At 62.3% G+C, this 16231-nt stretch carries 14 protein-coding genes; 2 read left to right on the plus strand and 12 right to left on the minus strand.

What is annotated here, in order from left to right:
- The first annotated feature begins 110 nt into the window (after positions 1–110).
- Positions 111–1262 (plus strand): NAD(P)/FAD-dependent oxidoreductase, encoded by a 1152-nt coding sequence (locus CAP2UW1_RS04510; protein ID WP_015765475.1) that lies wholly within the window; start codon positions 111–113, stop codon positions 1260–1262.
- Positions 1263–1329: 67 nt separating this feature from the next.
- Here CAP2UW1_RS04510 and CAP2UW1_RS04515 read toward each other — a convergent pair whose 3' ends face one another.
- The 12 genes from CAP2UW1_RS04515 to tnpC all read right to left on the minus strand — a co-directional run bounded on the left by CAP2UW1_RS04515 (position 1330) and on the right by tnpC (position 15564).
- Entirely contained in the window at positions 1330–2142 is an 813-nt protein-coding gene (locus CAP2UW1_RS04515; RefSeq protein ID WP_015765476.1) for an SDR family NAD(P)-dependent oxidoreductase, read from the minus strand.
- A 28-nt stretch (positions 2143–2170) separates the two neighbouring features.
- Complete coding sequence (locus tag CAP2UW1_RS04520; protein WP_041567700.1) at positions 2171–3160, minus strand: aldo/keto reductase; 990 nt, start codon at positions 3158–3160, stop codon at positions 2171–2173.
- Positions 3161–3254: 94 nt separating this feature from the next.
- Positions 3255–4148 (minus strand): transglutaminase family protein, encoded by an 894-nt coding sequence (locus CAP2UW1_RS04525; RefSeq protein ID WP_015765478.1) that lies wholly within the window; start codon positions 4146–4148, stop codon positions 3255–3257.
- A gap of 63 nt (positions 4149–4211) precedes the next feature.
- Complete coding sequence (locus CAP2UW1_RS04530) at positions 4212–4802, minus strand: Tll0287-like domain-containing protein (protein ID WP_015765479.1); 591 nt, start codon at positions 4800–4802, stop codon at positions 4212–4214.
- 106 nt (positions 4803–4908) lie between these two features.
- A complete protein-coding gene (locus tag CAP2UW1_RS04535) occupies positions 4909–5976 on the minus strand; it encodes a CobW family GTP-binding protein (protein ID WP_015765480.1) in 1068 nt (355 codons plus the stop codon).
- A gap of 89 nt (positions 5977–6065) precedes the next feature.
- Positions 6066–6263 carry a YbdD/YjiX family protein gene (locus tag CAP2UW1_RS04540; protein ID WP_015765481.1) on the minus strand — a complete coding sequence of 66 codons (198 nt, stop codon included), beginning with the start codon at positions 6261–6263 and terminating at the stop codon, positions 6066–6068.
- 5 nt (positions 6264–6268) lie between these two features.
- Complete coding sequence (locus tag CAP2UW1_RS04545; RefSeq protein ID WP_015765482.1) at positions 6269–8332, minus strand: carbon starvation CstA family protein; 2064 nt, start codon at positions 8330–8332, stop codon at positions 6269–6271.
- 439 nt (positions 8333–8771) lie between these two features.
- Positions 8772–9530, minus strand: coding sequence for a Qat anti-phage system TatD family nuclease QatD (gene qatD / locus CAP2UW1_RS04550; RefSeq protein ID WP_015765483.1), 759 nt, complete (start codon positions 9528–9530; stop codon positions 8772–8774).
- A 13-nt stretch (positions 9531–9543) separates the two neighbouring features.
- Entirely contained in the window at positions 9544–10920 is a 1377-nt protein-coding gene (qatC, locus tag CAP2UW1_RS24340) for a Qat anti-phage system QueC-like protein QatC (RefSeq protein ID WP_015765484.1), read from the minus strand.
- The gene (gene qatB, locus CAP2UW1_RS25305) at positions 10917–11798 is read right to left on the minus strand and encodes a Qat anti-phage system associated protein QatB (protein ID WP_041567702.1); all 882 of its coding nucleotides are present in this window, start codon (positions 11796–11798) and stop codon (positions 10917–10919) included. The genes qatC and qatB overlap by 4 nt, the downstream gene beginning before the upstream one ends.
- Entirely contained in the window at positions 11799–13745 is a 1947-nt protein-coding gene (gene qatA, locus CAP2UW1_RS04565; RefSeq protein WP_015765486.1) for a Qat anti-phage system ATPase QatA, read from the minus strand. It abuts the gene before it with no gap.
- Between the two features lie 232 nt (positions 13746–13977).
- The gene (tnpC, locus tag CAP2UW1_RS04570) at positions 13978–15564 is read right to left on the minus strand and encodes an IS66 family transposase (RefSeq protein ID WP_015765488.1); all 1587 of its coding nucleotides are present in this window, start codon (positions 15562–15564) and stop codon (positions 13978–13980) included.
- Between the two features lie 81 nt (positions 15565–15645).
- On the opposite strand from tnpC, the gene CAP2UW1_RS04575 reads away from it, so the two are divergent.
- On the plus strand, positions 15646–16158 hold the full coding sequence (locus CAP2UW1_RS04575; protein WP_015765489.1) for a hypothetical protein: 513 nt from the start codon (positions 15646–15648) through the stop codon (positions 16156–16158).
- Positions 16159–16231: the final 73 nt, after the last annotated feature.

Raw genomic sequence — 16231 nt, forward strand, 5'->3', positions numbered from 1 at the left:
AGCCGGAACACGACGCTTTCGCCGCGGCGGGAAGGCCGACGTGCCGGTCAGGGTGCGCGGCGCCGAGAAGCGTGCCGGACGGCCCGTTCAACGCCAGGGAGGGATAACCCATGAGCATGCGCAGTCGCCAACCGGTCGAACAGGCCGACTTTCTCGTCGTCGGTGCGGGCATCGCCGGCGTCTCGGTCGCCTGGCATCTCTCGCCGCACGGTCGCGTCATCGTCCTCGAACGAGAAGCGCAGCCCGGCTATCACTCGACCGGACGCTCGGTCGCCGTGTTCGCCGAGAGCTACGGAAGCGCGCAGGTGCGCTTGCTCACCGTCGCCAGCCGTGCCTTCTTCGACGCGCCGCCCCTCGACTTTGCCGAGCACCCTCTGCTGACATCGCGTGGCCTCCTCTTCGTCGCCGGCCAAGGACAGGACGACCTGTTGGAGAAGGAATGGCAGGTTCTCGGTGCCGCCAACGACAGAATCCGGCGCCTCAGCGCGGCGCAAGCGTGCAGGATGGTGCCCGTTCTTCGCCCCGGGAAAGTGATCGGGGCGGTCTACGACCCGACCGCCGCGGACATCGATGTGAACGCGCTGCACCAGGGGTACCTACGCGGTCTCCGCCGGCAGGGAGGCCGTATCTTCGGCGATGCCGAGGTGACGGCGCTGACGCACGCCGACGGATTCTGGCGGGTGAGCGCCGGGGGTCGGGACTACGCCGCGCCGTGCGTGCTCAACGCGGCGGGTGCCTGGGCCGACACGATCGCGCGCCTGGCGGGCGTTGTGGCACTCGGCCTGCAACCCAGGCGCCGATCGGTGTTCGTCTTTCCGCCGCCGGAAAATCTCGGAACGAGGCACTGGCCCATGACGATCGGCATCGCCGAAGACTGGTATTTCAAGCCGGAGGCCGGCATGCTGCTCGGCTCGTCGGCGAACGCCGACCCGGTGGAGCCGCACGACGTGCAGGCCGAGGAACTGGACATCGCGACCGGCATCCATCGCCTGGAGGAGATGACCACTCTGAGCATCCGTCGCCCGACGCACACCTGGGCAGGTCTGCGTTCGTTCGTCGCCGACGGTGATCTGGTTGGCGGCGTCGACCCGCGTGCCCGCGGATTCTTCTGGGTAGCCGCGCAGGGCGGCTACGGCATCCAGACAGCGCCGGCGATGGGCGAAAGCTGTGCCGCTCTGGTGCGTGGGCTGCCGATTCCGCCGCACTTGGCGGCCTTCGGTCTGACGGCTGACATGCTCGCTCCGGCGCGTCTCTGCCGCTGAGCAGGCCGGCCGGCGCCAAATGGGGCTCCGGCCCGCGTCCGGGCCGGCTGTCGCCGCGATCCGGCGCTCAGGCTTTGGTCATCGCGCGCCCAAAGAAACCGCCGAGACGGCGCACCAGCCATTTCGGTGCGGCGCGGCTGAGGAGCGTGCTCGCCAGGTTCAGCCCGCCGGGCACGCTGATGACCTCGCCGTTCAGGCAGGCGTTGTAGCCTTCGATGGCGACGCTGCGGGCATCGCCCACGACGATGCCGGGCAGCTTCAACGCCTGCGACGCCTGCTGCGCGGCGTGCATCATCGGCGTCGCCGTGATTCCCGGGCACAAGGCCGAAACGGTGACGCCGGTGTCCCTGAGTTCCTCCGCCAAGGACTCGGTCAGTGACAGGACGTAAGCTTTCGTCGCCGCGTACGTTGCCAGCGATGGCACCGGCTGAAAGGCGGCGATCGAGGCGACGTTGAGGATTCGCCCGTAGCCCCGGGCGAGCATCGGCGGCAGGAAGTGCGCCAGCATGGCAGTCAGCGCAGAAACGTTGACCTCGATCAGTTGCCGATGGCGATCGGCCGCCATGCTGATGAATTGACCGTGTTCCAGCACGCCGGCGCAGTTCACCAGCACGTCGATGGCGCGCTTGCCACGCTTCATCTCGCCGGCGAGCTTCGCTGCGCTGCCGCACTGCGCCAGATCAGCGGCCGCCACCGAGGTCTGAACGCCATGTTGCGCGGACAGCATGTCCGCCAGCGCCTGCAACCTGTCGGCGCGGCGGGCCACCAGGACGAGATTGAAACCGCCCTCGGCAAAACAGCGGGCCAATTCCTCGCCGATCCCCGACGATGCGCCGGTGATCAGAGCCGTCCTGTCCTTGCCGATCCGGGAAGCTGTCATTGGCGTGTACCTGCCATCAGCGCGGGCATCAGCGACTCAGCGCCGCCATCATGTTGGCCGGGTAGCGCTCGCCGGCAGCCGCGTTGAACGGAAACTCGAGGTCGAGAGCCGCCAGTTGCGCGGGCGACAGCCGGACCGCGAGGGCGCCGACATTCTCGTCGAGGTACTTGCGCCGCTTGGTGCCAGGGATGGGCACGATGTCGTCCCCCTGCGCGAGCACCCAGGCGAGCGCGAGCTGGCCCGGTGTGCAGCCGATATCGTCGGCAAAGGCCTTGACCTTGGCGACGAGGGCAAGGTTCCTGGCGAAGTTTTCCCCCTGGAAGCGTGGGCTCGACCGCCGATAGTCGTCGGCGGCGAAATCCTCGGGTCGTGTGATCGCGCCGGTGAGGAAGCCTCTGCCGAGCGGGCTGTAGGGAACGAAGCCGACGCCAAGCCGACGACAGGCGGCGAGAACGCCGGCCTCCGGGTCACGCGACCATAGCGAATACTCGCTTTGCAGCGCCGTCACCGGGTGCACCCGGTGGGCGCGCTCGAGCGTTGCGGCGGAGGCTTCGGACAGCCCGATGTAGCGCACCTTGCCGGCCCGCACAAGATCGGCGAGAGCGCCGACCGTGTCCTCGATCGGCACGTTCGGATCGACGCGATGCTGGTAGTAGAGGTCGATCGTGTCCACGCCGAGACGCCGCAGACTGCCCTCGATGGCCCGCCGGACATACTCGGGGCGGCTGTCGAAGCCGCGTACCGACGCGTCCCGCGGATCGCGCAGGATGCCGAACTTGGTGGCGATGAACACTTCACTGCGCCGGCCCCTGATCACGCGCGCGAGGAGTTCCTCGTTGGTATGCGGGCCGTAGATGTCGGACGTGTCGAGGAAGTTGATTCCGAGATCCAGCGCGTGCTGCAGAGTGGCGAGCGATTCGGCGTCGTCGCGGCCGGCATAGAAATCGCTCATTCCCATGCAGCCGAGGCCGAGGGCGGATACGTGCGGGCCGTCGCGGCCCAGTTGTCGTGTCTCCATCTGTATCTCCAGCGAGGCAAAGTCCCAGCTTAGCATCTGGCGCGCTACCCCCGCCAGCGGCGGCGAACCTCGCTCGGCGGCTGGCGGCGACCCGTCAGCCGTCGGGAATGACGCGCCGTACCTGCACCGTCGCCGTCATTCCCAGGAACGCGTTGGCCGCCCCGAACCAGTTGCCGGAAATCGGCGACGCCTGGCTCGGGTCGCGCGCTACACCGACGCGGATCAGCTGGTTGCCGCCCAGCAGGTTGTTGGTCGGGTCGAAGGTCACCCAGCCGGCGCCGGGCAGATAGGCCTGCAGCCAGGCATGCGTCGCGCCGGCACCGACCGTGCCGGCGTCGCTGCCACTATCCAGCGCCTGGTCGTAGAGGTAGCCCGAAACGAAGCGGCTCGCCACGCCGAGACGCCGAATCGCTTCCATCATCAGCAGCGCGAAATCGCGGCAGGTCCCTGTCCCGAGGCTCAGGGTCTGCAGCGGTGTTTGCGTGCCCTCCCGTTCGCGCTGCGCGTAGCCGAAATGGTCGCGAATGAACTGGTTCATGTTCAACAGCAGATTGCGCGTGCCCGTCGGCCCGTCGGTGCGCATGAACTGGCGTGCCCAGTGCGTCAACACCCCATCGGGGTCGTCGTGGTGCGGGCGCATGTAGTGCTCCAGGTCGAAACGTTCCTCCACGGAATAGGCAAAAGGAAAGATCAGCGCGCTCGGCGAGAGCTGCAGTTCCGGGTATTGACTGTGCGCGTGTTCGATCGTGAACGAGCAGACGATCTTCAGTTCGCTGGCCGCGCCCAGCGGCGTCACCAGCGCCACCGAGTTGGAATGAGGATCCTGGATCATGCGCACGACGGCTTCGGGGCTGACCTGCAGGTCGGTGGCCAGGACCCGCTGGTCGTGGCTGTCGCGCGGGCGGAACATCACCCGGTGCTCGCCGAACGTTACCGGCGAGCTATATCGGTAGCAGGTGGTGTGAGTGATGTCGTACTGAACGGTCATGGGTGTTCAGGGTCGTGTGAATCGTCTGTGGTGCGCTCGCCTCTGCGTTAAGGCGCCGAAAAGTCATGGCCCCAGGAGCGGGCGCGTTACGGTCAGCGCCCCGCGTACCTCGCCGGCAGCATAGCCGGTAGCGCGATCGAGTGGGTAGTCCTTCGCCAGTGCCGCCTTGAGATCGTCCGCCAGGAGATCGCTCGGCCCGTGGCAGGTCAGGCAGACCTCGGCGACCGGCAGCGCTTTCATGTAGCGGTAGCTGCGCTTGCCGTCAGTGGCGGTGATGATCTCGCCGACTTCGATCTGCTCGGGTTTCGCGCCGTTGGCCGCCTTGATGTCGAAATCGGCGAGCTGTCGCGCTTCCCAGGCATCCGGCGTGCCGGTTGCCGGATTGCGCGTTCTCAGGCTGACGCGGCGAATGTCCCAACCCGTCTGCTGGCGCATTTCCTGCAGCAGTTGCGGCGCTTTCTCCTTGCAGACGGGGATGGCGCCGACCGGCCCCTGTTCCTTGACCGCCGTCTGCATCGCCTGGACGACCTTGGGCAGCACCGGCAGCGCCGTCTTGCGGGTTTCGGCGAGCAGGGACGCTGCATCCTGTGCCCAGGCGGGCTGAACGGCAGCAAGGAGAGAGAGCGAAACGAGAGCGGGTGTGACGAGCTTCATGGCAGCTTCCGGTAGCAGTGTATAAGTACATGCTAATTTACCACCTTCGACGCGCTGCTGTCATCAGCAATCGGCGGCTGCCCGCACGGCGTCGGCAGGCGGCGGTTCAGACTCGCCGGTCTGCGCCGCAGTCGCCACCTGCGGCGTCGGCCGCGCCGCGAAACGCCTCGCGCAGGCGCGCTTCCGGCAGGCGTTTGCCGATCAGTACAATCCGGGAGGTGCGCGTTTCGCCAGGCGCCCACACTTCACCGTAATCGAAGCCGGCGACGCGCTGGACTCCCTGAAAGATCAGCTTCCGATCTTCATCGGGGATCGCCAGGATGCCCTTGTAGCGCAGCAGCTCGTCGCCCAGTTCGTCGATCAGCGACTGCACGAAGGTGCCGATCCTGTCGAGATCGACTTCCCCGGCTTCGAGCAGGAACGACGAGATTTCGTCATCGTGCACGGCCGCTCGGCGCGACCAGCGCACGCCAGCCGGCGCGGTCACCGGCACGAAGCGGGCAGGGGAAGGGCTGCCGGAATCGGCGGCGAGCAGCGAGGAATCGAGATTGAAGCCGCCGATACCGAGCAATGAACCGGGCTCGGCGCGACCCTGTTGCAGTGACTGCTGCGGTGCACGCGGGTTGATGCCGTGCAGGCGCTCCGACAGCTCGACAATCGCGGCCGGATCGACGAGATCACACTTGGCGAGCAGCAGTCGGTCGGCGAAACCGACCTGACGCTGGACGACGGGATGTTGATCGAGCTGCTGGCCGGCGTGCAGTGCATCGACGACGACGACGATGCCGTCGAGCATGAAGTCGTCGCGCAACTCGGGCGCGGCAAAGAAGGTCTGGGCGACGGCGCCGGGGTCGGCCAGCCCGGTCGTCTCGATGAGGATCCAGTCGAAAGACAGTCTGCCCGAGGCGCGTTGCGCGGCCAGATCCTGCAGGCCACGTACCAGATCGGCGTTGACCGTGCAGCACACGCAACCGTTGGTCAGCTCGATGATGCCGCCCTGGTTGCGCGAAATGAGCTGGCTGTCGATATTGACGGCGCCGAACTCGTTTTCGACGACGGCGAAGTGCAGGCCGCCAGCGTGATTGAGCAGTTCGTTGAGAACCGTCGTCTTGCCGGCGCCGAGAAAGCCGGAGAGCAGGGTGACGGGGAGTGGTGCGGCGAGGGTCTGGTTCATGAGCGTTCGATACCCAGGAAAAGAGCGAAGACGAGGCGACGGCGGGCACCTCGTCTTCGTTGCACAAGCGTGCGGGCTTTACGTCCGGATCAACAACAGCCGCCGGAACGGCCGGAGCCGTACCTTGCTTCCTGGCGATTCCGGAAGAACTCGGTTTCGCTCATCACCGGCAGCTCGGGATGTGTCGCCCGCATGTGGGCGACGTAGGTGTCGTAGTCGGGCAGACCGACCATCAATCTGGCGGCCTGCCCGAGATACTTGCCGAATTTCGCGAGGTCGTTGAACAAGGATGTCAGGCCCTGGCGGTGGGGATGGCCTCGTACGGCATCTCGCGACTCGTGATCCTGTCTTCACGCCAGGCTTTCAGGCAGGCAATGATCGTGTAGAAAAGCATGCTGACCACGACGAAGATGAAGAAGGTGGCGAGCACGGCGTCCAGATGGTTGTTGAAGACGATCTGCTGCATCTGCTCGACGCTCTTTGCCGGCGCGAGAATCTCGCCCCTGTCGAGTGCGGCCTGGAACTTGTCGGCGAGCGCCAGAAAACCGATCTTCGGATTGGCGTGGAAGACCTTCTGCCAACCGGCCGTCAGCGTGCACACCAGCAGCCAGGACGCCGGCACGATCGTCACCCAGGCATACTTCTGCCGCTTCATCTTGAACAGGACCACCGTGCACAGCATCAACGCCACGCCAGCCAGCATCTGGTTGGAAATGCCGAACAGCGGCCACAGGCTGTTGATGCCGCCGAGCGGATCGACGACGCCCTGGTAGAGGATGTAGCCCCAGGCGGCGACGCACAGACCGGTAGCCGTCAGGTTGGCCGGCCAGGAGTTGGTCTGCCGGAAGGATGGGACGAAGGTGCCCAGCAGATCCTGCAGCATGAAGCGTCCGGCACGCGTCCCGGCGTCGCAGGCGGTGAGGATGAACAGCGCTTCGAAGAGGATCGCGAAGTGGTACCAGAAGGCCATCATCGTCTGCCCGCCGAAGACCTGCGAAAAGATCTGGGCCATTCCCACGGCCAGTGTCGGCGCGCCGCCGGCGCGCGAGAGGATGCTGTTCTCGCCGACGTCTTTGGCGGTCTGCGTCAGCACTTCCGGGGTGATCACGAAGCCCCACTGCGAAATCACCTGGGCAGCGCCTTCGACGGTCTTGCCGATGATCGCGGGTGGGCTGTTCATCGCGAAGTAGACGCCCGGATCGATCACCGAAGCGGCGACGATCGCCATGATCGCCACGAAGGACTCCATCAGCATGCCGCCGTAACCGATCATGCGCGCATTCTTCTCGTTGTCGAGCAGCTTCGGTGTCGTTCCCGACGAGATCAGCGCATGGAAGCCCGAAACCGCACCACAGGCGATGGTGATGAAGATGAATGGGAACAGACTTCCCGACCACGCCGGACCGGTGCCATCGATGAACTGGGTGACGGCCGGCATGCGCAGGTTCGGTGCCACATAAACCATGCACAGCGCCAGGCCGACGATAGTGCCGATCTTCAGGAAGGTCGACAGGTAGTCGCGCGGCGCCAGCAGCAGCCACACCGGCAGCACCGAAGCGACGAAGCCGTAGACGATCAGCATCCAGGTCAGCTGCTTGCCGTTGAAGGTGAACAGCGGTGCCCAGGTGGCGCTCTCCGCGACCTGACCGCCGACGACGATCGCCGCGATCAACAGCACGAAGCCGACGATCGAGATTTCGCCAACGCGTCCGGGGCGGATGAAGCGGTTATAGACCCCCATGAACATGGCGATCGGGATTGTCGCGGCGACGGTGAAGGTTCCCCACGGGCTTTCGGCCAGCGCCTTGACGACGATCAACGCCAGGACGGCGAGGATGATCACCATGATCATGAAGGTTCCGAACAGCGCGATGATTCCCGGGACGAAACCGAGTTCGGACTTGACGAGGTCGCCAAGCGAACGTCCGTCACGACGCGTCGAGACGAACAGCACCATGAAGTCCTGCACGGCGCCGGCGAGGACGACGCCGACGATGATCCACAACGTTCCCGGCAGGTAACCCATCTGCGCGGCCAGCACCGGGCCGACCAGTGGACCGGCGCCGGCGATCGCCGCGAAGTGGTGACCGAAGAGGATGTACTTGTTGGTCGGTACGTAGTCGAGGCCGTCGTTGTGGCGGACGGCCGGCGTCGCGCGCGTCGAGTCGAGTTGCATCACCTTGTCGGCGATGAACAGGCTGTAGTAGCGATAGGCGACGAGATAAATCGAAACTGCAGCAGTGACTATCCACAAGGCGTTGATGGTTTCGCCCCGCGATAGCGCCACGGTGCCGAGGGAGAATACCCCGACTGCCGTCAAGAGCCACCAGATGGCATGTTTGGAAACGATGTTCACGACCCCTCCTGAGGTGAGTTGCGTCATGGCGGCCTGTCGCGGCTTCTCGCGAAGTCGCCGGGCCGTCTCGGAAAACCGGTCGTCGAGGCCTCAACAATGGCCCATCGACCAGGCACCGGCAGGAGGTGAGACCTTGGCATGGTGACTCCTGACGTGGTGCGCCACGCAATCTAGATCCGATCAAGGCCGCATGGCGTGCTATCTGGCGAGCGGTTGGCACGCGGATTGAGCGGTGTCCTGGACGCTGCGAATGGCGGCAGAGATGAGATGGCTCTAGCGCTGCCACGCGTTTGCCTTCGGGCAGCCTGTGGTCAAGTACCTCGCGGCTCGCGCCTACGTGAGCACGGTCCACCACAGAAGCCATGTTTCACCCGACGCGGATTTACGACCGTCACAAGATCAAGCTGGAGACCAGCCCGACGTTTAAGGTTGAGTACGATTAACCCTCTTCGACGATCAGCCGCCGCAAGTTCTCTCGGATTGTCGCGGCCACGGTTATGGCCGGTTGACTGTACAGGCGTCCCAAGGCCTCCACTACGAAAGCCACATCGGCAGGCCTGGAAGCACGTTCCATGGTCTTGGTGAACGGACCATCCGTCTCGGTCAACATCCTGTCGAGTGGGATAACGCTGACCATCGAATTGTGACGCTCGTTGTCCAGCATGGCTGCGTTGATAGAAAAGTAGCATCCCATTTCGACGGCGCGCTTGGCTTCTGCTTTGGTTCCGGTGAACCAATGCAGCACGATCTTCCCTTTTTCAGGAGGTAAGAATTCTTCCACGTGGTTCAGCACAGCTGTAGCCGCCCGGATACTGTGTACTGTGATCACCTTGCCACCGGCCTTGGCGCAGCTCCGCAGGACATGTTCGAACACCGCTTTCTGCAAATCGAAGGATTTGTAGAAGCGAGGGCCGGCGTCTAAGCCCACTTCGCCGATGTATCGCGTCTCTGCGAGGTACTCATCCCAAACCGCCAGCTCGCTTGCGCGCTCGCCCACGAGCTGGGGATGCAGACCAAGCGCAGCACGTACATGACGCGTGGCTTGCGCAAGTTCATTGTTGCGCGGCCATGCTTTCGGTGTCGTTGTCACGGTGAGGGTGAAGACGCCAGCGGCGTCCGCCTCCAGAACTGCCGCGGGATGATCTGGATAGAGGTCAAGGTGGCAGTGAAAATCGACCAGTCCAGCTGATGCGATCATAATAACTTTACCATCAGCTCGGCCTTGTTTGTACGCCGTGAATCAGGCACGCCACTTCATTGAGGCCACGTCGGTAAACATCTGCCAGTTCATCAAGCCGGGTGGCACTGTCGGCGAGCGAACCCGGTTTGTGAATAAGAAGGTTTGCAAGACCTGGGTGTCCCTGCAATCGCGCGATCGCGTACTGAAACGAGCGCACCTGTTGCCCCGTCGATTCCCGCGTGTCCAATGCCTTAGCGCGAAGATCAGGCACGGTATATGCCGTTCGGTCGCCCCCCTCGCCCCATGCTCTGTTCAATGCTGCACGACGGATTAGGCACGGCAGGCAGTAACCGCAGTGCTCTATACCTCTTCCTTTATGACCTTGCCATCGAGCATTGGCCGGGTGTGCGCAAGATAAGGACATCGGTGCCAGTTCGAGCAGCAATTTTTGGTTCGCGCAGGCGAGGACCATCTCGCCTTTAGTCATAGGCAAATATGGGTTCTCTACACGGCCGTCGATACCGAGTTCGTCTAGGAGGTCGTTCCAACGTGCCATGAAGTACGGATGCGTAGTTCGTGTACTGTTTGACCCTAGCCGTAACGGGTCCAAAGGCACATTCAGGGCAATTAGTCCGTTCTCTGGGACTTTCAAGGTAAATCCATTCCTAAGCCCAGTTCCAGCAAACACTCCGAGCGCAAAGAACAAGAAAGAACGGCCTCTCGTGCTGTTTTCAGAACCGACATCTTTCACCAAGCCATCATCGAAGGTCATCCCGACACGCAACCGATCGAATGCGGACCTCGCGTATTGTTTTTTCAGTTTGGCAAACAACTTATTTTGCGCATCACTCGTAGCGCTTTCGCCGAAGTGGCTGATCAGCAAGGGGGCTGATTCAGCCTGAAGAAGATTAATGGCTCCAATCAAACTATCTAACCCGCCGGAGAACAGGCACAGTGAGTCATACGGTACGGTCAAGAGAGAGTGCGGTCTTTTTCGTGCGATATTCGTGAACCTCACAGGCCGCAGCCTGAATCCGATGGTCCAACGATCTCCCGTCAGGAAGTTCAGCGCTTTCGTTAGCGTGGGCGTCACGGCAGTCCAACGCGGAAGATCGCTCACCGGTATGACCAACCGGATTTCGCGAGTCCATGAGTCCTGGGATTGCTCTACGCGGGAAATGCGCGTGTCGGCGGCATGAACGTGCGCGGCGACCACAAGCAGATCAATCCCTATCTCTGATGGAAAGATGCCAAGGGCTTTCAGGCTGCCCAGAGCACTGCCGATTCCATAGTCCAGGGTCTTCACTCCGGCAACTAGTTGAAGCTGGGTCAACTGTTCATCGGCAGCGGCAGGTATTGCTGTCTGATCATCCGGACCGAAACGACCGGCGACTAGTTGGCGTTTCATTGGTTCACCTCTGCTTCACCTCGTGCCTGAAGGAACTCGAACGCAGACTCGTACACCCGATCGACGAAGGATTGAATGCGATCTGGGGTGAGCGTGGGTGTTTCTGCACGTGCCGTTGTCAGCGCATCGCTGACTCCGCCGCGAATGAAATCTCGTAGCTGCGCTTGAACACGCAGGGCGGCTTGGGCGTCGGCGGGCACGGTGACCGCCTTGGTGCCAATGTCGTTGCAGATTCTGGCTTCAATGGCATGCGTCGCATACAGTTCGAAGACGGTCTGCAGCTGGTCCGGGGTAAACGCATCCAGGTCAGTCAGGCTGTCGGTGGTCAGCTCAACGATGGTTTCAACGTACGCTTCGCGCGCAATGCCTTCATCGATTGTGCCTGCTCCCGGACAAACGTAATCGGCGAGACCAACAAGTATCTCGGCAAGAGGACGCCCCGCTAGTTCTTCAAGATCAAGTGCTCTCAGTGCTTCGCGTACACCACGCGCTTGCGCGTCAGACAAGAACCCGAGTAACCTAGCCCCGGCACCGCGTGAAGCCCCCATCCGCTTCGCCGCCTGGCGCGATCCGCCAACAGCCGACGACACATAGCTGGCAACAGCGCGACCGAGACCCGTGCGATCACTTCCGCCGGATTTTGCAAAACGCGTGAAGTTGCCGCGGGCGCTTGTAAAACGGCCAGGGTCCGCCGGCTGCGGAATTGCTGGCCTGTCAGACGGGGCAGCAGGTACAGCTTGTGGCACAGGAGTGTCATCGCTGGCAGGTGCTGCGTCTGCTGGCATAGCCGGGGGCGAAGTCCCATCTTCCGATCCAAGCCATGTGGGAACAAGTGGTGTGCCGCCGCCCGGTCCACCGTAGGCTGTCGAAGTTCCCATTTACCGGCTTCCCTTTGACGCTTTGAGGACCGCCTCAGCTGCTGCTCTTAGCTCACGATTGTTCGAGACCTTGGCCCATTCGTTGAGCAATTTGCTAAGTCGAGCGACGTTTTCAGGGTCGGTGACTGCGCCCTGCCATCCCCGCACAGCCCACGGTCCGCACTTGCTGCTGGGCAAACCCTCCAGGAAGTCCAGCAGTTTTCCCTGCAATCCGGGTTGTGCCTTGATCAGAACAATCAGCCCGTCGATGCCGGCCGGCATCACATCGAAGGATCCGCTACCCATAATCCTGGATCGAACGGCTTCGAATACCTTGTCGGCCTCAGCTTGCACGAGCAGCTTCAGTTCAGGTGCATACGCCTGCACTGAGAGCTTGGCGCCGAAGAGCTTCTCAACCACGGTGCCGAGATGGCCGAGGACAGACACCGGCCCAAAGAAGTCCTTCTTGTCTTTCGTGACAAACAGGTAAGGCCGAAGATCAACGCCGGACAGTAGTGGCTGCACTCGTGCCCAGTCTTGCACTGCCTCCGATTCTTTCCATTCCAGCAAGGCCGCGCTTTCAATTGCTGTTGCGGCGTTGTCTGTGGGCTTCGCTGCCTTCCCCTCTTCTGCGGTTTTTGTGACGTGCTGCTTTGCAGCTATGCTCGCCTCCAGCGCGGCAAGGTCGTCGCATTGTCCCTGGGGATGGATGGCGGCAACGGAGGCGATCTGGTCGAACAGCCGGGGAATGAATCTCTCGGCAAGCATCAGCTTTGCCAACACCGGAAGCTTGATTTCCGCGCCGAATCCACGTGCAATAGCGGTGCGCTCCCGAAGCAGCAACGTATTGAGAAATCGCTTGATTTGGCGTGGGTTTCCCTTTGTGCCGCTGGCTAGAATCGGGCCGATCTGATCACTGAGCATGAGTGCGTTGTGCGTTTGGTCGGCCCTATCCCCCAGAGCAGCTTTCACCGAAGCTGCATCAAGGAGTGCGTTTTCCCAAGGCCTCTTGAGACGTTCGCGTGCCACAGCAATCAGCTTCGAGAAGTTCTCATCCTTCTCTCCAATTTCGGCCCCGGCCAACAAGAGCGTGACGTAGATGCGAGTCTCGGTTTCGCCCAACGCTGGAATACGAAATGGAATCTGGATCAGTTTTTCGAGGTAGTTTCTGGCGTAGTCACGTGGTCCGGTTGTCTCAGGGAGATCGGGGAAATGTTTGCGTACAGCGTACTCGACCATGGCTTCGTCTGCGGCGACGACAAAAGCTGTTCGTGACGTGAAAACGAAGAGCCGGATCGCTTCCAGTGTCTCGATTGCCGTGTCGGGAAGGCAGCGGTCGAGATCGTCAATCAGAACAACCAGCTGATCTATTCTTGCTTCTTCAAGCAATTTGTCGAAGGCTTTGCGGAAGGCTTCGACCTCCTGAGGAACGCTCTTGGATTCAGCCGGCGAAAGAACGGACTTAACGTCCTCAATCGCCGCGCCGATATTGTCCTTGGTCGCAAGCTCGGCAGGATTCGCGATCCAACCCTGCAACGTGGCCACGATGCCACCGATCTGCTCTGGTGTCGGAATCCCAGTAAAGGCAGTCCAGGCCAGTCCACCGGCCTTCTTCGCGACTTTGAGCAGGTCAATGCTCTTGACGACATCGTTCAAGGCACCTTTGACTTTCTGGAGGGCGGGGCGCTTCTCCATCAAGCCAGCTACGATGCCTTCGATCAATGCTATTTTGGCGTCCTCGAACCCTTGGAAACGCCAGCCATTGAATTTGAGACAAAGAACCTGTTCTTCATTCTCGAAACGCGAGGCGATCATCTCCAGGACACTGGATTTCCCAGCTCCCCAATCACCATGCACGCCGATGGTGACCGGACTATCGGGCCGTTCGCGTAGCAAGCCGATGATCGTTGTCGCGATGGCCTCGTTGTTGAGTAGATCGATTTTCGTTTCGTTGTCGGGTAGGATCATTGTTTTCCCTTTAATCGCAAGCTTTTGGAGCACTGGTGCTTGAGCTTTCTAAAATCACCTATCTCAACGTGATGAATGTGCATTGTTGTACCTACCCCACGTTCACGGGCACGAGCGTCATCGTGTCGTTGCCGAAGATGTCGATCACCTTGACCGCCACGGTGTAGCGTCTTGGTCGGTCGTAGGTGTGCATCGCGGTTGTGAGCTCCAAATTGGTAATCGTTCACTCCCCCTACGCTGTTGCCGGGATGACAGGGATGGGGGGAAGCGGCAAACCCTTGCGAGCGGCGGCGATGACGGTGCCGAGGTACTGCCAGGCAGAAGCGGCGCGACGGCGACAGGTTTCGATAAGGCTGGCGAGCAGAGCAAAGGCGCGGGAGCCCTGTTCAGAGCGCGTGCCGTGACTGATGTGGCGCGAAATCACCCCGTGCCGTAGCGTCTGTTCGGCGGCGTTGTTGGAGAGCGGCAGGTGGGGCTCGGCAAGCGGACGGAAGATCACCGTCCAGTCGTAGAGGAACTCGCGCACGACGCCGCCCAGTACCTCGTGGTGATCGGTCCGATGCGTTTTGCACAGGTGCTGCAGCCGGTCAACGTCGGCCGCGTGGCGTAAGGGCAGTGCTTCTGGCGGCGGATCGGTCCGCGCCGCGTCGATGGCGGCCATCAGCGTTTTCATGATCCCTTGCCTCTCCTGCCCGACCCCGGATACTCGGTGATCGCTCGATTCGGCCAGGCCCCGCAGCTTGCGCATCAGGTGCGGCCAGCAGCGCGGGCGGTTTTCCCAGGCGCGATAGACCCCGTAACCGTCACTGATCAGAATGCCGTGATAGCCGTCTTGCAGGGCGTTCTCCAGCATTTCCCGGCGGCGCGGGCCGATGAGGAAGAGTACGGTGTGGGGGGTGACCAGAGCCCACAGCCACAGCAGTACACCGGATTCTGGCCACGACGTTTCATCCCCATTCAATTGTGTTGTCTGCACGAGATCGGCCACCAAGGCATCCTCCAGCGGCAAACGGGCACGCCCGGCTTCGCGGATCGTCTCGTCGATCACGCCGGCGCTCAGCGTCAGATCGAACACTTCCCTCAGCAGTTCGCGGATGCTCGCCCGGGACAGGCGCATGCGCAGCGCGAGCAGAATGATCACTCCGGCCAAGCGAGGACCCACCAAGCGCCACTCGCCCAGTTCAGTCGTCTCCCACGGGTCGTCCGCCGGCGCCCGCCACGGCAGCGCACGACTGACATGGCCGCAGGCGCAGCGCACTTCAAGCAAACGGTGACGCGTGACACGGAACGTCAGCCCGATCAGGCCCTCGACCTGCGGCGCGATGTCGATTTCGTCCCAAGCTGTGTAAGCCGGCGACCCGGCGTCCGCCGCCAGCGCTAGCCCACAAGCCGTGCAGCTTTCAGGGCGGTGCTCGCACGTGGCGGTCACCGCCAGTTTCTGCGTGCGCCCATGGCCCGCACTGCCGGCTTGCCTGCCGGGCGACTTCCCCGAGCCCTTCCCGGGCGAGGGGCGGTTGGCAACAGCCGGGCTGGTTCCTGCCGTCTCTTTCGGCAAATCTCCCACCGTGTCGGTCGCGGCAGCTTCTGCTGTGCGGCTCTCGGCTGGCGTCCCCTTGTCCTTCGCCGCATCGCCCGCCTTCTCCCATGGCGCTTGGCTGGTCGGCGGACACGAACTGTTGGTCGGGTTCCGATTCAGCCGGTCCTGCAACTCCTTGACGTCATGCAGCAGACGCTTCGACACCTCCAGCAATAGCTCCGCCGGTAGCTTCTTGAGCCACTCGTCGTCCATTTGGAAAAGGCCATGCTTGCTCAGGCGCATCCTGCCCGCTCTGTCTCGTCGTCCTCAAGGCTCAGATTATGCTATACAAATCATTGGTCTGGCAGCTTTTCTTAAGGGGGAGTGAATCATTACGTCGAATTGGTTCAGGAAGCGCTTGCCGAGGAGCCAGGTTCCGACACCGGTGCCGACGATCCGGACGAAGTGGAGTATCTGCTTCTGGCCGGCCCTTGCGGAGTTGACCTGCGCACCAGGGCCTATGATGTGATGACGCGCCTGCTGCTGTTGGGAATCGGGTTCCCTCAGCGCGACGCTGGTTCGAATGGTGGCAGCGTCGGTGACCGGCAAGAGTGGAGGATGTGCGGCGCTAGTGTTCGGACATGCCTGCACTATCCACTCCGACTCGAGCGGACTTCAAAGGTATTCGTTCATGGCCGGGATAAGAACGCGAACGCTGGCCAGGCGATCGCCATGGAAGAGATCAATTTCGGCCCACCAACCCTCCTGCAGATTCTTCACAGCATTTGCCATCAACTGTCTTATTTTCGGCTTGGCGATCGCCAGTGCGAGCTGCTCGACTCCTGGAAAAACGCGGAGTCTTCAGAAATGTCGGCCACGGATTTTGACAGTCTTTAGGCGATTTCCGGGAATCAAGATCCGAACAACTACCGCAGCGGGTTGTTTTCCTGGCCCTGAGCCCGTCCTAACG

Source organism: Candidatus Accumulibacter phosphatis, assembly GCF_000024165.1.
Lineage (GTDB): Bacteria > Pseudomonadota > Gammaproteobacteria > Burkholderiales > Rhodocyclaceae > Accumulibacter > Accumulibacter phosphatis.